The sequence below is a fragment of the Caldimonas tepidiphila genome, assembly GCF_003569765.1.
Lineage (GTDB): Bacteria > Pseudomonadota > Gammaproteobacteria > Burkholderiales > Burkholderiaceae_C > Caldimonas > Caldimonas tepidiphila.
In genome coordinates, this window is record NZ_QXMG01000028.1 from 57,042 (window position 1) to 78,318 (window position 21,277).

Here is a 21,277-nt window from a genome sequence, read left to right on the forward strand (position 1 = left end):
TTGTCTCCGTTCGTTGGATCTTGGGATCGGGCTGCGGGGATTCCGCCGGCCGGCGCGCGGCAGTGGGGACCCGCCCGAGCGGGGGGTGGATTGCGAGGACCGTGCCTGACTTGAAGGCGGGCACGAAGCCAAGGGGAAACCCGCAGCACGAGCCGCTTTTAGAGGCGACTGAGCCCCTGTTCGGGCACCGGGCTGGCCGGCCCGGCCGCAGCGAGCGTTACATGCGCAAACACCTGCTCCTTCCTGAGGCAAGGGTGTCTGCGCTAAATAGGGATCGGACCGGCCGGCCCCGAGGGAAAACCAGTAGCCTGCGCCGTGTCCCGCCGGCACCGCCGGCTCCCGGGGTGCGGGCCGACCCCGCCTTCCCGGCGCGCGGGCACCGCGCTTGCCGGCCTGTCGAGGAAAAGAAAAGGAGTGCCTGCATGAAGCTCGTTGCCACCACCGCCAGTCGCGTCAGCGACCACACCGCCCCGCCGGTGAACGACCGCATCGCCCAGCGCACCGAGGCGCGCATCGCCTACGCGGCCTACGCCGGTCATGTCTACATCGACCAGCGCCTCGAGGAGCTCGACCGCGAGTGGGACATCGAGCGCGTTCTGCAGGCCAATGCCTCGGCGCTGTCGATCGCGGGCGTGCTGCTCGGCACCTTCGTGAACCGGCGCTGGTACGCGCTGCCGGCCGGGGTCGCGGGCTTCCTGCTGCAGCACGCGGTACAGGGCTGGTGTCCGCCGCTGCCGCTGCTGCGCCGCCTGGGGGTGCGCACCGCCGAGGAGATCAACCGCGAGCGGTATGCGCTCAAGGCGCTGCGCGGCGACTTCGAGGGCATCACTGCCCGCGACGGCATCACCGGCCTCGGCATGGTGCTGCAGGCGACCCGTCCCGACCACGCCACGCACCTCTGAGCCGGCTGGCGCGCGGCGCCCCTGGGTCGCTCCGCCTGCATCTTGCGCCACGCGGCGCCTGCTGCATCGCGCTGGCGGGCGAGCTTGCGCCGGTCAGGCATGCACGTCATTCCCGCCTCATCGGAAAGGCGTTCCTGCAAAAGCTTCCTGTCCCTCCGCGACAGCGGCCGCACGCGTCCCGCTGCGCGCGACGACGCGATCCAGCGCCGCGAGTCCTCCCGGCACGCACGGCATGGGGAGGCAGCATGAGCCGGCGCCGCCTCATGCACGCCAAGGTCTGGCGCAAGCGGCGCCGCTCGCTTCCCGAGAGCGGGATCGGGACCCGGAACGCTGGAAGCTCAAGGCGGGGCTGCAGCGGTTCGGCCCGGCGGATGCTTGCGGAGCACGCGGCGGACGGTGCGACGGTGCAGTTCGGATGCTGGCCCGGCCGGCACCTGCGCGCTCATGCGCTCGCCGCAGATGGATCGAAACATTCCTTCGTTCTCCGCGGGGGCGTCTTGCGGGAAGCTGGCGGTCCAGGAAAGACAACGCCAAGGACTCCCGATGAAACGCAGCCCCCTTCTCGCCGCCCTCGCTTGCGCGGCCGCCCTGCTGTCCGCCGGGCCCGCCGCGGCCCGGGACCTCACGCTGCTCAACGTCTCCTACGACCCCACCCGCGAGCTCTACCAGGAGTTCAACAAGGACTTTGCCGCGCAGTGGAAGGCGAAGACCGGCGGCACTGTGAGCATCCGCACCTCCCACGGCGGCTCGGGCAAGCAGGCCCGCTCGGTGATCGACGGGCTCGAGGCCGACGTCGTCACGCTCGCGCTGGCCTACGACATTGACGAGATCGCCGCGAAGGCGAAGCTGCTGCCCCCGGGCTGGCAGCGGCGCCTGAAGCACAACAGCGCGCCCTACACCTCCACCATCGTGTTCCTGGTGCGCAAGGGCAATCCCAAGGGCATCAGGGACTGGGACGACCTCGCCAGGCCGGGCGTGCAAGTCCTCACGCCGAACCCGAAGACCTCGGGCGGCGCGCGCTGGAACTACCTCGCGGCCTGGGGCTTCGCGAAGCAGAAGTACGGCTCGGACGCGAAGGCGCAGGAGTTCGTCGGCCGCATCCTCGCCAACGTGCCCGTGCTCGATAGCGGCGCGCGCGGCGCGACCACGAGCTTCGTCGAGCGCGGCCTCGGCGACGTACTGCTGGCCTGGGAGAACGAGGCGCTGCTGGCGATCAAGGAGCTCGGCCCCGACAGGTTCGACGTGGTCGCGCCCTCGGTCAGCATCCTGGCCGAGCCGCCGGTGGCAATCGTGGACAAGGTGGTCGACAAGCGCGGCACGCGGGCGGCGGCGCAGGCCTATCTCGATCACCTGTACTCGCCGCGCGGCCAGGAGATCGCGGCCCGGCACTACTTCCGCCCGATCGACCCGGCCGTGGCGGCGAAGCACGCGGCGCAGTTCCCCAAGCTCAAGCTCTTCACCGTCGACGAGGCCTTCGGCGGCTGGAGCCAAGCGCAGAAGATCCACTTCTCCGACGGCGGCACCTTCGACCGGGTCTTCACGCGGCGCTGAGTGCCGGTGGGCACCACGCTTGCCCAGCGGGGGAGAGCCCGCCGGGACAAGGAGTCCTCCATGCACCACCCCCTCTCCCGCCCCCGCCTCCGGCACCTGCTGCATGCCGGCGCGGTGGCGCTCGCGCTCGTGCTGCCCTGGGACACCGCCGCCTTAGGGCAGACACGCCCCGCCCCCGACACGCCGCCCTCGCGCCTCGGTACCGACGGCGAGGGCACGCGCAGCACACCCGGCGCGACGATGCACCACCGTGCCGGCAGCGGCAGCACCGACCTGCATGCCGCGACGATGCGCGGCATGCAGCAGATGGATGCGCTCGAGCCCAGCGGGAACGTCGACCAGGATTTCGCGGCGATGATGCGCGCCCACCACCAGGGCGCGATCGAGATGGCCCGCATCCAGCTCCAGCAGGGCAAGGACCCGACGCTGCGCCGGATGGCGCAGCAGATGATCGATCACCAGACGCGGGAGCTCGAGGTGCTGGAGCGCTGGCTGAAGGAGCATCCCCGGCCAGAGGCACCGGGAGTCCAGCCTGCGCCGCGCTGAAGAAGTGTGTCTTATGCTTTTTCCGAATAAGCATCGGAAATTTGAATCCTTTTCCGATGAAACAATTGGCACTAGCATTCGACCCTGCCTTCAACCGCCATCCTGAACGAACATGAAGCACTCCCGCCTTCCGCTTTCCGCCTCCTTGCTGCGCCGCGCGCTGCTCGGTGGCGCCGCCACTGTGCTGATGCTCGGCGCGAGCGGCCTCGCGCAGGCGCAGAACACGCTGCTCAACGTCAGCTACGACGTCTCGCGCGAGTTCTACAAGGACTACAACAAGGCCTTCGCCGCGCACTGGAAGAAGACCGCCGGCCAGGACGTGACGCTGAACCAGTCGCACGGTGGCTCGAGCAAGCAGGCGCGCGCGGTGATCGAGGGGCTGGATGCCGACGTGATCACGATGAACCAGGCGCTGGACATCGACGTGGTGGCCGACAAGGGCCTGCTCGCCGCCGACTGGGCCAAGCGCCTGCCGGACAACGCTGCCCCGACCAGCTCGCTGACCGTCTTCATGGTGCGCAAGGGCAATCCGAAGAACGTGAAGGACTGGGCCGATCTGGCGCGCCCGGGCGTTGCTGCCGTCATCCCGAACCCGAAGGTGACCGGTAACGGCCGCTACGGCTACCTCGCCGCCTGGGGCTCGGTCATCAAGGCCGGCGGCACGCCGCAGCAGGCGCGCGAGCAGACGCAGAAGATCTTTGCGCAGGTGCCGGTGTTCGACGGCGGCGGCCGCGCCGCCACCACCACCTTCGCGCAGCGCAACATCGGCGACGTGCTGGTGACCTTCGAGAGCGAGGTGCAGTCGATCGTCGAGGAGTTCGGCCAGAACTTCGAGATCATTTATCCGAAGCACACCATCCTGGCCGAGAACCCGGTGGCGGTGGTGGACAAGGTGGTCGACAAGAAGGGCTCGCGCAAGCTCGCCGAGGCCTACCTGAAGTACCTGTGGTCGCCCGAGGCGCAGGAGATCGCCGCGAAGCACAGCCTGCGTCCGCGCGACCCGAAGGTGCTGGCCAAGCACGCCGCGCAGTTCCCAAAGGTCAACGCCTTCACCGTCGACGAGGTCTTCGGCGGCTGGAAGAAGGCGCAGGCCGAGCACTTCAACGACGGCGGCGTCTACGACCAGATCGTCGTGCGCCGCTGACGCCCCCGGGGCCGCCGCGGCCCCTGCCCTCTGCGCGCCGCGGCCCCCGGCCCGCGCCGTTCCCCGCCCTCCTCCCCGCCCCGTCCCGCGATGCTCTTCTCCCGCACCCTGCTGCGGCGTCACAGCGTGCTGCCCGGCTTCGACCTGGCGCTCGGCTTCACGCTGCTCTACCTGAGCCTGATCGTGCTCATCCCGCTGTCGGCGGCCTTCCTGAAGACCTTCACGATGACCTGGCCGCAGTTCTGGGACGCGGTCGCGTCGCCGCGCGTCGTGGCGTCCTACCGGCTGACCTTCGGCGCCTCGTTCGCCGCGGCGCTGATCAACGCGGTCTTCGGCCTCGTGATCGCCTGGGTGCTGGTGCGCTACGAGTTCCCGGCCAAGCGCCTCGTCGACGCGCTGGTGGACCTGCCCTTCGCGCTGCCCACGGCGGTGGCCGGCATCACGCTGACCGCGATCTACGCCGAGAACGGCTGGATCGGCCAGGTCCTGCCCTTCAAGGTCAGCTTCACGCCGACGGGCGTGTTCGTCGCGCTGCTCTTCATCGGCCTGCCCTTCGTCGTGCGCACGCTGCAGCCGGTGCTCGAGGACCTGTCCAAGGAGCTCGAGGAGGCGTCGGCGACGCTCGGCGCCTCGCGCTGGCAGACCTTCCGCCTCGTGATCCTGCCGATCCTGATGCCGGCGCTGCTGACCGGCTTCGCGCTCGCCTTCGCGCGCGCGCTCGGCGAGTACGGCAGCGTGATCTTCATCGCCGGCAACCTGCCGATGGTCAGCGAGATCACGCCGCTGATGATCATTTCCAAGCTGGAACAGTACGACGTGCCCGGCGCGACCGCGATCGCCGTCGTGATGCTGGTGATGAGCTTCGCGATGCTGCTCGTGATCAACCTGCTGCAGGCCTGGACGCGCAAGCGCCAGGGAATGTGAGATGAGCCGACCGATTTCCCCCGCCACCCCGCTGGCCGACCCTGCCGGGGCGCCCCTGGCCGGCCCGCGCGAACCAGCCCGCCCGCTCCTGGCCGAGGCCACCGGGGAGCCCGCCTGGGTGCGCCGCACGCTGATCGGCGTGGCGCTGGTGTTCCTGACGGTGTTCCTGTTCGTGCCGCTCGTCGCGGTGTTCATCGAGGCCTTCAAGAAGGGCCTGGACGTCTACCTGGCGGCAATCACCGACGAGGACGCGGTCTCCGCGATCAAGCTGACGCTCATCGCCGCGGCGATCTCGGTGCCGCTGAACCTGGTCTTCGGCGTCGCGGCCGCCTGGGCGATCGCGAAGTTCGACTTCCGCGGCAAGAGCCTGATCCTCACGCTGATCGACCTGCCCTTCTCGGTGAGCCCGGTGATCGCGGGCCTGATCTTCATCCTCGTCTTCGGGCTGCAGGGCTGGCTCGGCGAGTGGCTGGCCGCGCACGACCTGAAGGTGATCTTCGCGGTGCCGGGCATCGTGCTGGCGACCGTCTTCATCACCTTCCCCTTCGTCGCGCGCGAGCTGATCCCGCTGATGCAGGCGCAGGGCCGCGAGCAGGAGGAGGCGGCCACGGTGCTGGGTGCCAGCGGCTGGCAGATGTTCCGCCGCGTCACGCTGCCCAACATCAAGTGGGCGCTGCTGTACGGCGTGATCCTGTGCAACGCCCGCGCGATGGGCGAGTTCGGCGCGGTGTCGGTGGTCTCGGGCCACATCCGCGGCCAGACCAACACGATGCCGCTGCACATCGAGATCCTCTACAACGAGTACCAGTTCGCCGCGGCGTTTGCCGTCGCGTCGCTGCTGGCGGGCCTGGCGCTCGTCACGCTGGTGCTGAAGTTCATCGTCGAGCGGCGCGTGCACGCACAGATGCGCGCCGCCAAGGAGTCATCGGAATGAGCATCGAAGTCCGCAACCTGGAAAAACGCTTCGGCTCGCTGAAGGTCTGCGACCAGCTGAACCTGACGATCGGCTCGGGCGAGCTCGTCGCGCTGCTCGGCCCCTCGGGCTCGGGCAAGACGACGCTGCTGCGCATCATCGCGGGCCTCGAGCGCCCCGACGGCGGCAGCGTGCTGTTCCACGGCGAGGACGCCACCGGCACCAGCGTGCGCGACCGCAACGTCGGCTTCGTGTTCCAGCACTACGCGCTCTTTCCCCAGATGAGCATCTTCGAGAACGTGGCGTTCGGGCTGCGCGTGCGCCCGAAGGCCACGCGCCCCTCCGAGGCGAAGATCCGCGAGAAGGTGATGGAGTTGCTGAAGCTCGTGCAGCTCGACTGGCTCGCCGAGCGCTACCCGCACCAGCTCTCGGGCGGGCAGCGGCAGCGCATCGCGCTCGCGCGCGCGCTCGCGGTGGAGCCGAAGGTGCTGCTGCTCGACGAGCCCTTCGGCGCGCTCGACGCCAAGGTGCGCAAGGAGCTGCGCCGCTGGCTGCGCCGGCTGCACGACGAGATGCACGTCACCAGCGTCTTCGTCACGCACGACCAGGAGGAGGCGATGGAGGTCGCCGACCGCATCGTCGTGATGAACCAGGGCCGCATCGAGCAGGACGGCCCGCCCGACGAGGTCTACGACCGTCCGGCCACGCCCTTCGTGCTGCAGTTCCTCGGCGACGTGAACCTGTTCCACGCGCGCATCGACCACTCGCCGGGCCAGGGCGGCGCGCGGCCCGCCGAGGTGAGCTACGTGCGGCCGCACGAGCTGCAGATCCTGACCGCGCCGCAGCCGGGCAGCGTCGCCGCGACGCTCGTGCACACGCTCACCGTCGGCCCGAACACGCGGCTGGAGTTCCGTCGCGGCGACGGCAGCTACGTGGACGTCGAGCTGTCGCGCGACGAGTACAACGCGCTGCGCGAGCGCGAGGGCCTGCGCGTCGGCAGCGAGCTGCACCTGCTGCCCCGGCGCCTCACGCGCTTCTCGGTGCCGGCCGACGACCTGCCGGATCCGGCGGCGATGATCTGAGCGGCCCGGCGGCCCGCCCGCGTGCCGCCCCGGGAAGCCCGGCGCCTCACCTCGCCTCGACCAGCCGCGCGCCGTCCCAGCGGTAACGGGAGGCGCTGCCGCGGCTCGGGCAGCAGCGCGGGTCGTCGGGGTCCGGCACGCGCAACTCCAGCCGGATCTCGCGGCCCCGCAGCTCGAGCCGCTCGACCTGGCCCTCCAGGTCCTGGGTGCCGGCCTCCCGCCAGCCCTGCGGGCCTTGGCGGAACACGGTCAGTGCGGGCCAGCTCGACGTGGCGCCGAACAGGCCCCACAGCATCACCAGCTCGTCGCGGCCGTCGGCGTCGAGGTCGGCGCGCCGCAGCTCGATCACGCCGGTGCTGCCCGGCTGCGGCCCGCTGCTGCGCTCGAGGAAGGAACGCAGCGGCGCCAGGTCGGCACGCGCCATCGTCAGCGCCGGCGGCTCGGCCTGCGCGGCCGCCCCCAGCATCAGCATCGCCCCGAGCGCCGCGGCGCGGCAGCGGGTGCGACGGGAAGCGCGCCGCGGCGCGCCGTTGCGGACTCCGAGAGCAGGGCAGGCCATCCTTCGACTCCTTGCTGACCCACGTGGAGCTCCAGTCTCGGGGCGCGGCGGCGCGCGCGGCATCACGCGGACGGGGGCCGGCCCGCGACCCGGGGGGCGCCGCCGCCGCTCAGATGACGTAGTCCTCGCCGGGCGCCGCCGCGATCGCCCGCTCGACCACCTTTCGCGTCAGCGGCGGCGCGAAGCTCTCGATGAAGGCATAGACGTAGCCGCGCAGCCAAGTGCCGCGCCGCAGCGCCAGGCGCGTCATGTTGACGGCGAACAGGTGCCCCGCGTCGCGCGCGACCAGCCCCCGGTCGCGCGACTCGTCGTAGGCGATCGAGGCGACGATGCCGATGCCCAGGCCCAGCTCGACGTAGGTCTTGATCACGTCCGCGTCGAGCGCGGTCAGCACGATCTCGGGCCGCAGCCCGTGGCGCGCGAAAGCCTCGTCGATGTGCGCGCGGCCGGTGTAGCCGGCGTCGTAGGTGATGATCGGGTGGCGCGCGAGCGCCTCGAGCGTGAGCGCGGGCGCCGCGAGCAGCGGGTGGCCGGGCGGCGCGATGACGCAGTGGGTCCAGCGGTAGCACGGCAGCGCCACCAGGTCCTCGTAGCGCGTCAGCGCCTCGGTGGCGATGCCCACGTCGGCCTCGCCCTCGAGCAGCATCCTCGCGATCTGGTCCGGCGTGCCCTGGTGCAGGTTCAGCGTCACGTCCGGGAACTGGCGGCGGAAGTCGCCCACCGCCGGCGGCAGCGCGTAGCGCGCCTGCGAGTGCGTCGCGGCGATCGACAGCCGCCCGCGCGACTGCTGCGCGTAGTCCTCGCCGGCACGCCGCAGGTTCTCCGCGTCGAGCAGCATGCGCTCGATGATCGGCAGCACCTGCTCGCCCGGCTGCGTCAGCCCGGTCAGCCGCTTGCCGGCCCGCACGAACAGCTCGACGCCGAGCTCGTCCTCGAGCTCGCGGATCTGCCGGCTCACGCCGGGCTGCGAGGTGTGCAGCGCCTGCGCCACCTCGGTGAGATTGAAACCCCGGCGCACGGCCTCGCGCACCGAACGCAACTGCTGAAAGTTCACCCTCGACCCCTGTTCTTATGCGAAAAACGAATTTTCTGCAGTCCTCGCCTCGATTCCAAGGATGTTTTCCGCCTGAGCTTCTGCCTCTGGCGCATGAGGCGCGCGTGCGCGGTGTCGCGCGACCGTAAGCAGGCCGTGGCAAGCTGGGCCGCACCGGAGGACACGAGGCCATGGAATCCCGATGAAGCGACTGTGGCAGCGACTGACGCAGGGAAGGGCCCGCAGCGGGCACGGTGGGGCGCTTGCGCGCGCGGGCGCCGCCCTGCGCGGCTGGCTGCGCGGCCCGGACGGCGGGGAGCGGCGCACGCCGGCCCCGCCCGCCGCCCCGGCCGGCGGCGCGAGCCCCGCGGCCAACGCCGATTCCGGTCCCGGCCGATTCATCGAGAACGAGCACGAGGGCCCCGAGGGCCGACGCCGCTACCGGCTCTACCTGCCGCCGGGGCCCGCGGCCGCGCGGCCGCTGCTCGTGCTGCTGCACGGCTGCAAGCAGGACCCCGAGGACTTCGCCGCCGGCACGCGGATGAACGAGCTCGCGCGCGAGCACGGCGTCTGCGTGCTCTACCCGGAGCAGTCGCGCCGCGCCAACCCGATGCGCTGCTGGAACTGGTTCCAGCCGCGTCACCAGCAGCGCGGCCAGGGCGAGCCGGCGCTGCTGGCCGGCCTGGTCGAGGCGGTGCTCGCGCAGCACGGGCTCGACGCGCGCCGCACCTGGGTCGCGGGGCTGTCGGCCGGCGGCTCGATGGCGGCGATCCTCGCGCAGCGCTACCCGGAGCGCTTCGCCGCGCTCGGCGTGCATTCCGGCCTGCCCTGCGGCTCGGCGCACGACGTGTCCTCCGCGTTCTCGGTGATGCGCGAGGGCGTGCCCAGCCCGCATGCGCCGATCAGCCGCCTGCACGGCGCCGCGCAGCCGCTGCACGCGCCGCGCCTGCCGACGATCGTCTTCCACGGCGACGCGGACGACACCGTGCACCCGCGCAACGGCCGCGCGCTCGTCGAGGCTGCGCTGCCGCCCGGCGCGCTCGCGCAGGTCGAGCACGGCCGCTCGCTGCACGGCCGCCGCTACACCCGCACCGTGTTCCGGGATGCGGGCGGCACGCCCCGGGTCGAGCACTGGGAGCTGCACAGCGGCGGGCATGCCTGGTCGGGAGGCGACGCCGCGGGCTCCTACACCGATCCCGCAGGGCCCGAGGCCTCGCGCGAGCTGCTGCGCTTCTTCCTTGCGCAATGACCCTCCTTCCACCATCCAGGTGGATGGCGTTAGGATGGTCCCCATGGAAGACAAGCCAATGACGCAAGCAGGCGCCTCCAAGCCTGCCGATTCGGAAAAGATCACCATCAACCTCGGTTTCGTGGACCTGGGGCAGATCGACCTGCTGGTGCAGGAGGGCTTCTACGCCAACCGCACCGACTTCATCCGCACGGCGATCCGCAGCCAGCTCGCGACGCATGCCGACGCGGTCAAGCAGGTCCTGGCGCGCCGCACGCTGGTGCTCGGCATCCACCACTTCACCCGGCAGGAACTGCAATCCCTGCAGGACGCCGGGCAGAAGCTGCAGATCCGCGTGCTGGGCCTGGCGAGCTTCGCGCCCGACGTGACGCCGGAGCTGGCGCTGGCGACGATCGAATCGCTGGTCGTGCTGGGCGCGCTTCATGCCTCTCCCCAGGTCAAGGCAGCGCTGGCCTCCCGCCAGCGCTGACACCCGCGAGACCTCATCCCTGAACGGAAACCCGATGAAACCCCAATTCCAGGAGCTGATGCTCGAAGCCACCCGCCTGACCCAGGCGGGCCGGCTGCAGGACGCCTCCGCTGTGATCCAGCAGGCGCTGCAGGGCGGCACGGCGGCCCCGGCGACTCCGGCCGCCACCGAAGGGGCGTACGCGGCTGCGCCCTGGGCCTCGGCCTTCGAGTCCTTCCTTGAGCGCAGCGGCGCGCCCGCCGACACGCGCACCGTCCTCGACGGCTGCGTGAGGGAGGTGGACGAGGCACAGCAGGACGCGCCTGCGGCCCGCGGGCCCTCGGGCGCCGCCGGCGAATTCATCGACGGCGTGCACAGCGAAGCGGCCGGCAGCCTGCACTACAAGCTCTACGTGCCGCCCGGCCACGAGGGCAAGGCGCTGCCGCTGCTCGTGATGCTGCACGGCTGCACGCAGGACCCCGACGACTTCGCCGCCGGCACCGCGATGAACGAGCTCGCGCGCGAGCAGGGCTTCTTCGTGCTCTACCCCGCGCAGTCGCAGCACGCCAACCCGCAGCGCTGCTGGAACTGGTTCAAGCACAACCACCAGCAGCGCGGCCGCGGCGAGCCGGCCGTGCTGGCGAACCTCACGCAGGCGGTGATGCGGCAGTACGGGATCGACCCGGCGCGCGTCTATGCCGCCGGGCTGTCGGCGGGCGGCGCGATGGCGGCGATCCTCGGCCAGTCCTACCCGGAGCTCTTCGCCGCGGTCGGCGTGCACTCCGGCCTGCCGCCCGGAGCCGCGCACGACGTCCAGACCGCCTTCGCGGCGATGCGCGAGGGCAGCCCGCCGACGCCGCCGGCGGCCCGGCCGCTGCGCGGCGCGGCCAAGCCGTCCAAGGCCGGCGGCCCGGTGCCGACCATCGTCTTCCACGGCGACCGCGACACCACGGTGAGCCCGCGCAACGGCCAGCAGCTGATCGAGGCGGCGGTCGGCCCGCATGCGCTGGCCCAGGCCGAGCACGGGCGCTCGGCGCACGGCCAGCGCTACACGCGCACGCTCTACCGCAGCGCCTCCGGCCTGCCGCTCGGCGAGCACTGGGAACTGCACGGCAGCGGCCACGCCTGGTCCGGCGGCAGCGCCCGGGGCTCCTACACCGAGCCGCGCGGCGTGGAGGCCTCGCGCGAGATGCTGCGCTTCTTCCTCGCGCACCCGAAGGAAGGCCGCAAGGCCTGAGGGGGAGCGTCTCAGTAGGGCGTGCCGTCCTTGTGCAGGAAGCGCCAGCGGCCGTCCGGGCCGAGCACCGCCTGCAGGTCGTCGTCCGGGTAGGCCACCGCGTCGCCCGCGCTGCGGTCGCCGACCTCGAGGTAGAGCACCTCCTCGTCGCCGGGGTTGAGGAGCTGGTGCGCGTCGCCGCTGCCGGCGGCGAAGCCCGCGCACATGCCGGGCGCGAGGGGCGTGTCGCCGGCATCGGTGCGCAGCACCGGGTGGCCTGCGAGCACGTAGACGAACTCGTCCTGCCGCGAATGCGCGTGCCGCAGCGCCGACACCGCGCCGGGCGCGAGCCGCGTCAGGTTGACGCCGAAGTTCCGCAGGCCGAACAGCTCGCCCAGCGGCCGCTTCTCGCGGCCGGCCATGCGCGACGCGAAGGGCTCGGGATAGAGCGAGGGCGTCGTGCGCAGCGGCGCATCCGCCGCAAGGACGGCCACCGGGGGGGTCGGGTCGGACATGGGAGGCTCCTCGGGAAAGAGCCTCATTCTCCTCACGGCAAGGCCAAAGCCGCGGGATTCAGAGCCCCTCGGCTCGCCCCCAGAGCCGCCGCAGCTGCTGCGCGCGGCCGCAACTGTCGCTGTACTGCCGGTACTCCACCGGGTTCCTGCGGTAGAAGTCCTGGTGGTAGTCCTCGGCGGGATGGAAGCGCGCGGCCTTCTGGATGCGCACGACGATCGGCTTGCCGAAGGGATTGCGCCGCTGCAGCGCCGACTTCGACGCGAGCGCCGCCTCCAGCTGCGCCTCGTCGTGCGCGAAGATCATGGGGCGGAAGGCAGGACCCTCGTCGCAGAACTGGCGCTCGCGCGAGGTCGGGTCGATGCGGCGCCAGTAGTAGGCGAGCAGCTGCTCGTAGCGCACCTTGGCAGGGTCGTAGCGCACTTCCACCGCCTCGACATGGTCGGTGCGGCCCGAGAACACCTGCTCGTAGGTGGGAGCGGACTGCGGGCCGCCGGTGTAGCCCGGCGTGGTCGACAGCACGCCCGCCACCCGGTCGAAGGCCGCCTCCAGCGCCCAGAAGCTGCCGCCCGAGAACATGGCCGTCGCCACGCGGGTCCCGGCTGCGGCGCTGGGAGTCGCCGCCTTCGCGGGAGTCTGCGCGGATGCAAGCGTGCCCCCGCTCAGCAGCACGGTGGCGACAAGGCAGCATCGACGCAGACGGCTCATGGACAACTCCCGACGGCGAAGTGGCGACTTGGCCATTCTTGCAGCGCTGCCGCGCCCGGGCCAAGCACGGGCACGGCCCCCCTCAGCTCGGCTTGACCACCATCAGCCAGAACACGACCACGAGCGCGAAGAAGGCCGGGATGCCGAGCGCGACCCACCAGCGCATCATGCGCCAGTACAGCGGCGGCAGCTCGCCCCCGCTGCGCACCGCCTGCTCGGCCATGTCGCGCATGCGGATCTGCATCCACACCACCGGCAGCCAGCAGGCGCCGGCGAGCAGGTAGAGCGCGTAGGTCCACATCAGCCAGCGGCTCGTGAGCGGGAAGCCCGCCAGGTGCGCGAGATAGAAGCCGCTGAGCGGCTGGAACACGATCGTCGTGGTCGTGAACAGCCAGTCGGCGAGCACCACCTTGCGCACCACCACCGCGATCGCGCGCACGTCGCGCGTGAGGCTCGCCGTCAGCATGTAGTAGGCCGAGCCGATGCCGGTGCCGAACAGCAGCGTCGACGACAGGATGTGCAGCCACTTGGCGATCTGGTATTCCATCGATTCCCTTCCTTTCAGGGCTCCTCGTGCTGCCACAGCAGCAGCATCGCCGCGAGCAGCGGCAGGTTCTTCAGCATCGGCCCGTAGGGGTGGGCCCAGAACTCGGGCAGCCTGAAGCTGATGACGACGGTGTAGAAGCCCATCACCGCGATCTGGAACAGCCATAGCTCTCGGCGCCGCCGGGGCCACAGGATCGCGATGCCGATCGCGAAGTCGAGCACCGAGGCCGCCACCAGCAGCGGCGGCGCGAGCGGCGGCGGGATGCCGGTGGCGTGCAGCAGCGCGTAGCTCTCCTCGAGCGGGTAGACGAGCAGCGAGACGATGCCGGTGACGATCCACACCGCGGCGATGCTCCAGCGCAGCAGCGGCAGGCCCCAGTTCGACAGCGCCTGCGTGCGAGCCGCGCCGCGTTGCTGCGGCGGGATGAAGTCGCGCGGCGCACGCGGTGCGCGGCCGAGCAGCCGCGCGGTGTCCGAGGCGTCGGCGGCGTTGCCGCGCGCGAGCATCGCGAGCGTCTCGCGGTCGAGCAGCGCGCCGGGCAGGCGCTCCATCAGCGCCGCGGCAGCGCGCGCCACTCCCCACGACACCGGCACGCGCAGCGCGCGGCCGAGCTTGAGCGAAGCGCGCAGCTCGCCTAGGTAGTCGACGAGCGCGAGCGGCGCCGGGCCGACCAGCGCGACGCGCCGGCCGTCGAAGGCGTCGGTGGACAGCAGCGCGACGATCGCCGCCACCGCGTCGTCGACGTGGATCGGCTGCACCGGCATGCGCCCGCCGCCGGGAAGCGCATGGACCGGCAGCGCCGCGAGCGTGTCGAAGAGCTGCGCGCTCGCGCCGCCCGGCCCGTACACGAGCGAGGGTTGCACCACGACCGCCGGCACCGGCAGCGAGAGGAGAAAGTCGTCCGCCGCCTTCTTGCTGAGGTGGTAGCCGCTCGCCGCGTGCTCGTCCGCGCCGAGCGCCGAGATCTGGATCACGCGGCGCACGCCGGCGCGCGCCGCGGCCTCGAACAGCGCGCGCGGCGCCTTCAGGTGCAGCGCGTCGAAGGTCTGCGCGCCCTGCTCGCGCAGGATGCCGACCGCGTTGACGACGACGTCGATGCCGGCGAGCCGCGGCAGCCACGCGGCGCTGTCGTGGTCGCGCGCGAAGTCCGCCGCCACGGCCTCGAGCGGTGGTGCGACGCGCGCCGGATCGCGCACGGCGCAGCGCACCTCGTGGCCGGCGTCGAGCAGCGCGCGCGCGAGCCGGCTGCCGATGAAGCCGCCGGCGCCGGTCAGCAGCACGCGCATCGGGCTGGTCCTGTCATGGTCATGGCTCCCATCGTCTTCGCCCCGTCGGAACGGCGTTTGCCGGGATGCCCGGAGGACGGCAAGCACCGTTCCCCTCCCCCGCACATTCACCTCGAAGGAGCACCGCGATGAAACCATGGTCCCGAGTCATCGGCAACGCATTGATCAGCGGCAATGCCGCCGGGCTGGCCTCGATGGCCGCGCTGGCGATCTTCGGGCGCAAGGATGCCGGCAGCGTGATGCGCCCGATCAACGCGCCGAGCCACTGGCTCCACGGCGACCGCGGCACGCGCCAGGACGGGATCAGCGTGCGCTACACGCTGCCGGGCGTGCTGACGCACCAGCTCTCGGCGGTCTTCTGGGCCATGTTCTTCGAGCGCCTGGTGCCGGACCGCCCGGAGCACCGCAGCCCGCCGGCGCTGCTCGGGCACGCGGCGGTCGGGACCGCGGTGGCGGCGCTGGTCGACCTGAAGCTCGTGCCGCGGCGCCTGACGCCGGGCTTCGAGCAGCCGCTGCGCAGCCGCAGCCTGTGGTGGGTCTACTCGTGCTTCGCGCTCGGGCTGGCCGCCGGCAGCCACTGGGCCTCGCACCGCCACAGCCGCACCGTGGAGCGGCGCGTGACGCCGCGACCCGATGTCGCGCTGCCGCCGGCCGTCTCGACCGCGACGCAGCACGCGCTGCGTCATCCCGGGCAGTCCGAAGCGGCAGACCGTGGTGCCGCGGCGCCGTCCCGCCCGGCCGCCATGAGCGCCCCCGCGCCGAAGGCCCCCCAGCCGCCCTACGCGGCGGTCGAGGGCTCTTCCGCCCAGGGGAGCGAGCCGCCGCCGCCGCTGCTGCACTGAGGGCGGGAGGCGCCGCCACGACTCAGGCGCGGCGCATGCCGGCCCAGCCGCTGTAGCGCCAGCGCACCGCGAGCGCCGCGACGGCGGCGCCGGCGGCCAGCACGATCGACGCGGCGCGCCCCGGGTGCAGCCGCGCCTGGTTCGACAGGCTGCGGCGCACGCGGGTGTGCGGGTGGTGGCCCTCCACCCGGCCCGCCAGCGTGCTCTCGTGCAGGCTGCCCATCGGGTGCGCCGGCGGCTGCTCGGCGAGTTGCGCGTCGAACATGAACTTCTCGCTGACGCGGTCGAACATGCGCGGCGCGCGCTGCCCGAGGCTGCTCATCGTCTTCGCCGAAGAGCCGACGAACATGTCGCGGTGCGGCTTGCAGGCGGCGTCGAGGATCGCCAGCGCCACGTCCTGCGGGCTGTAGACCGGCGGCGGCAGCTTGGCCTCGCGGCCGGTGTAATTGCGCGCATGCTCGGTGAAGGGCGTGCCGATCGCGCCCGGCTTGACCAGCGTGACGACGATCGGCGCGCCGTCGTGCTCGAGCTCCATGCGCAGCGAGTCGGTGAAGGCCTTCACCGCGTGCTTGCTCGCCGAGTAGGCGCTGTGCAGCGGCATCGCGCGGTCGCTCTCGACGCTGCCGATGTTGATGATCGCGCCTCCCGCCCGCTTGAGGTGCTGCGCGGCGACCAGCGAGCCGTTGACGACGCCCCAGTAGTTGGTGTCGAAGAGCCGGCGCGCATCCTCGTCGCTGATCTGGTCGGACCAGCCCCAGATGCCGATGCCGGCGTTGTTGACCCAGGTGTCGAAGCCGCCGAAGCGCTCGATCGCGGCGGCGGCAACGCGCTCCATGTCGGCGCGCTTGCCGACGTCGGCCGCGACCGCCAGGGCCTGGCCGCCGGCGGCCTCGATCTGCGTGACGATGTCCTTCAGCGCCGCCTCGTTGCGCGAGGCGAGCACCACGCGCGCGCCGCGCCTGGCGGCCTCCTGCGCGGTGGCCAGGCCGATGCCGCTGGAGGCGCCGGTGATGACGAGGGTCTGCTGGTCGAGGGGTTTGAGGGTGGGTTTCATCGCTTGCTCCAAGGCTGCGCCGGGGCGCGACGGCGCCCCGCACAGCGCTGCCCGCGGCAATTCACATACCCCCGCCTCCCCGCGCTCAGCGCCGGCCGAACATCATCTGCCGTGCCAGCAGCGACTTCAGCGGCGAGGCGAGCTGCAGCGCCGCCAGGCCCAGCCCGCGCACCGTGGACAGGCCCGGCAGCTGCCAGGTGAAGCTGCGCGCGAGGAAGTCGGTGCTCGCGATCGTCGCCCAGCGGTCCGGGCCGCGGCGCCACTCCAGCGAGCGCAGCGCCGCGTCCACCGAGTCCTCGCGGCGCAGCGCGTGCACGAGGCAGTAGGCGTCGCGCAGGCCGAGGTTCAGGCCCTGGCCGGCCACCGGGTGCAACGTCTGCGCGGCGTTGCCGATGCGCACCGTGCGCTCCTGCACCAGCGTGCGCTCGGCATTGAGCCCGAGCGCGAAGCGCTTGAGCGGCGTGACGGCGACGATGCGACCGACCGAGGGGCCGAAGAGGTGGTTGAGCACCGTCACGCGCTGCGCGTCGTCGAGCTCGGCCACCGCGTCGCGCTCGCCCGGCACGCACCACACCAGCGCCCAGCGCCCCTGCGCCGCGCCGCCGCCGAGCGGCAGCAGCGCCGCCGGCCCGTCGGGCGTGAAGCGCTCGACCGCGAGGCCGGGCGTGCCGCCCTCGATCGTCACGCTGCCGACCCAGGCGACCTGGCGGTAGTCGTGCGAGATCGCCTTGCGCGCCTGGTCGGCGAACACGCCGCCCTCGGCGACCACCGCGAGGTCGAAGCGCTCGGCGATCGCGCTGTCGACCTCGACGCCCTCGCGCACCGCCTTGAGCGCCCGCACCGGGGTGCCGAAGCGGCTGTGCAGCCGCGCCGGGTGCGCCGCGGCCTCGGCCATCCAGGCCTGCTGCAGCGGCGCGACCACCGCGCCGTAGGAGAGCACCGCGCCGAGCAGCGGCACGCCCTCGTCGGCGGCGCGGATCGTGACCTGCGGCTCGCCGAGGCGGTTCATGAACAGCGCCGGCTGCTGCTGCGAGACCTGCACCTGCAGGATCGGCGTGGCCTGCGCCTCGCGCCAGGCGCGCAGGCGCTGCAGCAGCTGCACGCTGCCGAGCGACAGCGCGAGCGTGCGCGGGTCGGCGGAGACGTCGACGTCGAGCGGGCGGGCGTCGAACAGCGTGACCTGGGCGCTGGGCAGCTCGCGCGCGGCCATCAGCGCAAGCGCCAGGCCGGCCGGGCCGGCGCCGACGACGGCCAGATGCAGGGGAACGGCGGGGTTCATGCTCGGGCGGGAAAGTGGCGTTGGGAGGAGGCCGATTATTGATCCGGGCGCGCAGGCCGGGGAGGCCCGGGGCGGGGTGGGCCCGGCGCCGCCCTGCGGCCGCGGCGCGCTACATCGCCTGCGGCTCGCCCTCGACGAACACCTTCAGCTCGCCGGGGGCGAAGGCGGTCCAGGTCTCGTTGGTGGTCAGCGGCTCGGTGACGATCACCGCGACGCGGTCCTTCGGCGTGGTGACGGCCGAGAAGTCCACCTTCATGTCCTCGTCACGCAGCTCGGCGGTCGCGAAGGGGTACTGGCGCACGATGTAGCTCAGCGCGGTCGAGCAGTGCGCGAACAGCGCCGTGCCGTCGCTGAGCATGTAGTTGAAGGTGCCGTGGCGCGCGATGCCGGGCGTGATCTCGCGCAGCGCCGTGGTCAGCTCGGGCAGCGCCGGGCGCTGCGGGAAGCGCCGGCGCAGCTCGTTGAGCAGGAAGCAGAAGGCGCGCTCGCTGTCGGTGGTGCCCACCGGCAGGTAGCGGTCGCGCTGCTCGGGCTGGAAGTCCACCAGGTTGCCGTTGTGCGCGAACACCCAGTAGCTGCCCCACAGCTCGCGCTGGAAGGGGTGGCAGTTCGCGAGCATGACCGGCCCCTGCGTCGCCTTGCGGATGTGCGCGATGACGTTGCAGCTCTTGATCGGGTAGTTCTTCACCAGCTCGGCCACCGGGGAGTCCAGCGCCGCCTGGTGGTCGACGAACAGGCGCACGCCCGAGCCCTCGAAGAAGGCGATGCCGAAGCCGTCCGTGTGCTCGCCGGTGCGCCCGGCGCGCGTGGCGAAGCCGGTGAAGCTGAAGACGATGTCGGTCGGCGTGTTGCAGTTCATCCCCAGGAGCTGGCACATATGGTCGGGTGGTCGAGGAGCCGAAAGCGCCTATGCTACGGCCGCGCGCGCGCCGCGGGGTGCCTCCGGGCGGCGAGTGCCCCGCCGTCGGCAGGGCCACCGCCATGCAGCCTGCACGACGCCGCGGGGCGAGCGGTCAGTGCCCCGCCCCCGCCTTCAGTCGCCGCGGGTTGCCGCCGGCCGCATGCGCCAGGCCGCGAGGATCGCGCTGGCCGTCACGAGCGCGAGCAGCCAGAAGGTCTCGCCGAAGGCCGCGAGCACGCGGTCGTCGGCATGCGCGGCGAGCCGCCACTCGAGCACGATGCCGACCAGGCTGATGCCGATCGCGCCGCCGAGCTGACGCAGCAGGTTGATCGTGCTCGAGCCCTGCGACAGCAGCGCCGGCTCGAGCGCGCGCAGCGCGCCGACGTTGAGCGAGGGCAGCACGCAGCCGAGCCCGATGCGGCCGACCGTCGCCCACAGCATCAGCAGCGGCAGCCCGGTGGCCGGGCCGACCCCGGCCATCAGCGCGAAGGACAGCGCCAGCAGCGCGAGCCCCGCGCTCACCAGCAGGTGCAGCGGCCCGCGGTCCGCGAGCCGCCCGGCGACGACGATCGTGCCGGCGAGCACCAGCCCCGGCAGCAGCAGCACCGCGCCGGCGGCCGACGGCGCGAAGCCCAGCCCCTGCTGCATGAACACCGGCACCAGGTAGGTCGAGCCGAACAGCCCCATGCCGTAGATGAACGCGACGAGCGAGCCCATCACGAAGGTGCGCGGCGCGAACACGCGCAGGTCGAGCAGCGGCTGCGGCGTGCGCCGCTCGTGGCGCACGAAGGCGGTGCCGGCCACCGCGGCGAGCGCGAGCAGCAGCAGCGCCTGCACGGGCGCGCCGCCGTGCAGCCCGACCAGGCCGTTGAGCAGCGCGAGCACCGCGGCGGCGGCGAGCGCGAGCCCCGCGAGGTCGAGGCGCAGCGCGCGCCCGCCCGGCGCAGCGCCGCCCGGCGCCGCATGCGGCAGGTAGCGCTGCGCCATCGCCAGCGCCGCGATGCAGAAGGGCACCACGACGAAGAAGATCGAGCGCCAGCCGAACAGCTCGACCAGCACCCCGCCGACGCTCGGCCCCACCGCCGGCGCGAGCACGACGCCGAAGCCGAAGACGCCCATCGCGCGGCCCTGCTCCTCGCGCGAGAAGGCGCGCATCACGAGGATCGCGGGGATCGGCTGCATCACGCCGGCGGCCAGCCCCTCGGCCACGCGCATCGCGAGCACGAGCGGGTAGTGCTGCGCGAGGCCGCCGCCGATGCCGCCGGCCATCAGCAGCAGCACCGCGCCGATGTAGGTCCGCCGGTAGCCGAAGCGCGCCAGCAGCCAGGGCACAGGCAGCATCGCCAGCGTCATCGCGCTCATGAAGGCGGTCGAGACCCACTGCGCGCGCGAGGGCGTGAGCGCGAAGTGCCCGCTCATGTCCGGCACGGCGACGTTGACGATGGTCGCCGACATGATCGCGGCGACCGCGCCGATCATCACGGTGGCGAGCAGCCGCCAGCGGTAGGCCTCGCCGTGGCGCCGCCGCATCGCCTCCAGCGAGTGGCCGGCGGGACGCGCGGTGTCGGTCGTTTCGGGCATCGGTCGGGTGCGGCGGGGGGAGGGCCTGCCAGTGTGCCGCAGCCGCCGCGCGCGTGCCGGCGGGCGCTGCACGGTGCGAAGATGCGTCCCGTTCCCACCGCAAGAGGAAGAGAGGAGACCCGATGCCCACCGTGTTCGAACGCCTGCTCTCGGGCGAGCTGCCCTGCGCGAAGATCTACCAGGACGAGCATGTCTTCGCCTTCATGGACGCCGGCCAAGTCAACGACGGCCACGTCATCGTCGCGACCGTGAAGCCCCACGAGACCATCCTCGAGGTCGACGACGAGACCGCCGCGGCGCTGATGAAGGTCGCCGCGCGCATCGCGCGCGCGGTGCAGGCGGCCTTCGAGCCCGACGGCATCACGATCCTGCAGACCAACAAGCCCGCGGGCTGGCAGACGGTGCCGCACGTGCACCTGCACGTGCTGCCGCGCTGGGAGAACGACGCCGCGGGGCTGACCTGGCCGCGGCGCGAGCCGGGCATCGAGCGGCTGCGCGAGCTGGCGGAGAAGATCCGGCTCTGAGCCGCCCGGTCGGTGGCGACCGTGCCTTGAATCGCAGCCGCCGCACAGCTTGCGGCGGCAACCGCCCCCCAGGACCAGAACACATTGCCGAGCACCCTCGGCAGCAGGAGCCTCGTGCGGCTCTCATGAGAACGAGCGGCCTTGCGCCCTGGCTGCCGTTCACCGCTCGGTCGACAGCGCCCCGAGTTGCCGTTCGTGGTGAAGCAAGGGTGCACGAGAAGGCCCGGCCCTCCCGTTTCGTCTGAGGGGCAGGGTTCTGTCGGAGCCGCGCTTGCAGCAGAGCCGCGGGATGAGGCTGGAGAGCCTGTTCAGGCGTCCCGGGCTCGACGGGCCGGTGCGCGGCGACCGCCTGGTGTGCCGCCGGCCCGGAGCAATGAACCGAGCCCCGGCTCCCCCGACCAGGAAAAGAACAGGGCGGGTACGTATTCAGCCGGGGTGCTGAACTGAGGATCAGCCGGCGGGCTGGGGCAGGAGG

General features: G+C 72.3%; 22 protein-coding genes. 12 read left to right on the forward strand and 10 right to left on the reverse strand.

What is annotated here, in order from left to right:
• The first annotated feature begins 422 nt into the window (after positions 1-422).
• The 7 genes from D3A59_RS15855 (at position 423) to D3A59_RS15885 (ending at position 7,062) form a co-directional block, all read left to right on the forward strand.
• Positions 423-902 carry a DUF2892 domain-containing protein gene (locus D3A59_RS15855; protein ID WP_119155978.1) on the forward strand — a complete coding sequence of 160 codons (480 nt, stop codon included), beginning with the start codon at positions 423-425 and terminating at the stop codon, positions 900-902.
• 543 nt (positions 903-1,445) lie between these two features.
• Positions 1,446-2,453: a sulfate ABC transporter substrate-binding protein gene (locus tag D3A59_RS15860; RefSeq protein WP_119155980.1), complete on the forward strand. Its 1,008-nt coding sequence runs from the start codon at positions 1,446-1,448 to the stop codon at positions 2,451-2,453.
• Positions 2,454-2,513: 60 nt separating this feature from the next.
• Positions 2,514-2,999: a DUF305 domain-containing protein gene (locus D3A59_RS15865; protein ID WP_119155982.1), complete on the forward strand. Its 486-nt coding sequence runs from the start codon at positions 2,514-2,516 to the stop codon at positions 2,997-2,999.
• Between the two features lie 112 nt (positions 3,000-3,111).
• Positions 3,112-4,143, forward strand: coding sequence for a sulfate ABC transporter substrate-binding protein (locus D3A59_RS15870; protein ID WP_119155984.1), 1,032 nt, complete (start codon positions 3,112-3,114; stop codon positions 4,141-4,143).
• 90 nt (positions 4,144-4,233) lie between these two features.
• Entirely contained in the window at positions 4,234-5,067 is an 834-nt protein-coding gene (gene cysT, locus D3A59_RS15875; RefSeq protein ID WP_119155986.1) for a sulfate ABC transporter permease subunit CysT, read from the forward strand.
• A 1-nt stretch (position 5,068) separates the two neighbouring features.
• Positions 5,069-6,001 (forward strand): sulfate ABC transporter permease subunit CysW, encoded by a 933-nt coding sequence (gene cysW / locus D3A59_RS15880; RefSeq protein ID WP_119155988.1) that lies wholly within the window; start codon positions 5,069-5,071, stop codon positions 5,999-6,001.
• Positions 5,998-7,062, forward strand: coding sequence for a sulfate/molybdate ABC transporter ATP-binding protein (locus tag D3A59_RS15885; RefSeq protein ID WP_119155990.1), 1,065 nt, complete (start codon positions 5,998-6,000; stop codon positions 7,060-7,062). Before cysW ends, D3A59_RS15885 begins: the two co-directional genes overlap by 4 nt.
• A gap of 46 nt (positions 7,063-7,108) precedes the next feature.
• On the opposite strand, the gene D3A59_RS15890 is transcribed toward D3A59_RS15885, so the two are convergent.
• Together D3A59_RS15890 and D3A59_RS15895 are read right to left on the reverse strand one after the other, a co-directional pair.
• Positions 7,109-7,621, reverse strand: a complete 513-nt coding sequence (locus tag D3A59_RS15890) for a hypothetical protein (RefSeq protein ID WP_157991549.1) — start codon at positions 7,619-7,621, stop codon at positions 7,109-7,111.
• A gap of 109 nt (positions 7,622-7,730) precedes the next feature.
• Positions 7,731-8,675 (reverse strand): CysB family HTH-type transcriptional regulator, encoded by a 945-nt coding sequence (locus tag D3A59_RS15895; RefSeq protein ID WP_119155994.1) that lies wholly within the window; start codon positions 8,673-8,675, stop codon positions 7,731-7,733.
• Positions 8,676-8,856: 181 nt separating this feature from the next.
• Here D3A59_RS15895 and D3A59_RS15900 point away from each other — a divergent pair, with 181 nt between their 5' ends.
• The 3 genes from D3A59_RS15900 to D3A59_RS15910 are packed head-to-tail and all read left to right on the forward strand — an operon-like array spanning position 8,857 to position 11,588.
• The gene (locus D3A59_RS15900; RefSeq protein ID WP_119155996.1) at positions 8,857-9,903 is read left to right on the forward strand and encodes an extracellular catalytic domain type 1 short-chain-length polyhydroxyalkanoate depolymerase; all 1,047 of its coding nucleotides are present in this window, start codon (positions 8,857-8,859) and stop codon (positions 9,901-9,903) included.
• A gap of 43 nt (positions 9,904-9,946) precedes the next feature.
• The gene (locus D3A59_RS15905; RefSeq protein ID WP_205665213.1) at positions 9,947-10,372 is read left to right on the forward strand and encodes a CopG family transcriptional regulator; all 426 of its coding nucleotides are present in this window, start codon (positions 9,947-9,949) and stop codon (positions 10,370-10,372) included.
• Positions 10,373-10,406: 34 nt separating this feature from the next.
• Positions 10,407-11,588 carry an extracellular catalytic domain type 1 short-chain-length polyhydroxyalkanoate depolymerase gene (locus tag D3A59_RS15910; RefSeq protein ID WP_119156000.1) on the forward strand — a complete coding sequence of 394 codons (1,182 nt, stop codon included), beginning with the start codon at positions 10,407-10,409 and terminating at the stop codon, positions 11,586-11,588.
• An 11-nt stretch (positions 11,589-11,599) separates the two neighbouring features.
• Here the strand turns inward: D3A59_RS15910 and D3A59_RS15915 are convergent, their stop codons facing one another.
• From D3A59_RS15915 to D3A59_RS15930, 4 genes are all read right to left on the reverse strand, one after another.
• Positions 11,600-12,082 carry a cupin domain-containing protein gene (locus D3A59_RS15915; RefSeq protein ID WP_119156002.1) on the reverse strand — a complete coding sequence of 161 codons (483 nt, stop codon included), beginning with the start codon at positions 12,080-12,082 and terminating at the stop codon, positions 11,600-11,602.
• A gap of 58 nt (positions 12,083-12,140) precedes the next feature.
• Positions 12,141-12,788: a peptide-methionine (S)-S-oxide reductase MsrA gene (gene msrA, locus D3A59_RS15920; protein WP_119156004.1), complete on the reverse strand. Its 648-nt coding sequence runs from the start codon at positions 12,786-12,788 to the stop codon at positions 12,141-12,143.
• Positions 12,789-12,870: 82 nt separating this feature from the next.
• Entirely contained in the window at positions 12,871-13,335 is a 465-nt protein-coding gene (locus D3A59_RS15925) for a DUF2269 family protein (RefSeq protein WP_119156006.1), read from the reverse strand.
• Between the two features lie 14 nt (positions 13,336-13,349).
• Positions 13,350-14,621, reverse strand: coding sequence for an SDR family oxidoreductase (locus D3A59_RS15930; protein ID WP_119156008.1), 1,272 nt, complete (start codon positions 14,619-14,621; stop codon positions 13,350-13,352).
• 128 nt (positions 14,622-14,749) lie between these two features.
• Between D3A59_RS15930 and D3A59_RS15935 the strand changes: the two genes are divergently transcribed.
• Complete coding sequence (locus D3A59_RS15935; protein WP_157991550.1) at positions 14,750-15,463, forward strand: hypothetical protein; 714 nt, start codon at positions 14,750-14,752, stop codon at positions 15,461-15,463.
• Between the two features lie 22 nt (positions 15,464-15,485).
• Here the strand turns inward: D3A59_RS15935 and D3A59_RS15940 are convergent, their stop codons facing one another.
• The 4 genes from D3A59_RS15940 to D3A59_RS15955 form a co-directional block, all read right to left on the reverse strand.
• A complete protein-coding gene (locus D3A59_RS15940) occupies positions 15,486-16,517 on the reverse strand; it encodes an SDR family oxidoreductase (protein ID WP_119156011.1) in 1,032 nt (343 codons plus the stop codon).
• Positions 16,518-16,602: 85 nt separating this feature from the next.
• Positions 16,603-17,796: an FAD-dependent monooxygenase gene (locus D3A59_RS15945; protein WP_119156013.1), complete on the reverse strand. Its 1,194-nt coding sequence runs from the start codon at positions 17,794-17,796 to the stop codon at positions 16,603-16,605.
• 109 nt (positions 17,797-17,905) lie between these two features.
• On the reverse strand, positions 17,906-18,673 hold the full coding sequence (locus D3A59_RS15950) for a class II glutamine amidotransferase (RefSeq protein ID WP_119156015.1): 768 nt from the start codon (positions 18,671-18,673) through the stop codon (positions 17,906-17,908).
• 156 nt (positions 18,674-18,829) lie between these two features.
• Complete coding sequence (locus tag D3A59_RS15955; RefSeq protein ID WP_157991551.1) at positions 18,830-20,278, reverse strand: MFS transporter; 1,449 nt, start codon at positions 20,276-20,278, stop codon at positions 18,830-18,832.
• A 122-nt stretch (positions 20,279-20,400) separates the two neighbouring features.
• On the opposite strand from D3A59_RS15955, the gene D3A59_RS15960 reads away from it, so the two are divergent.
• On the forward strand, positions 20,401-20,802 hold the full coding sequence (locus D3A59_RS15960) for an HIT family protein (protein ID WP_119156017.1): 402 nt from the start codon (positions 20,401-20,403) through the stop codon (positions 20,800-20,802).
• Positions 20,803-21,277: the final 475 nt, after the last annotated feature.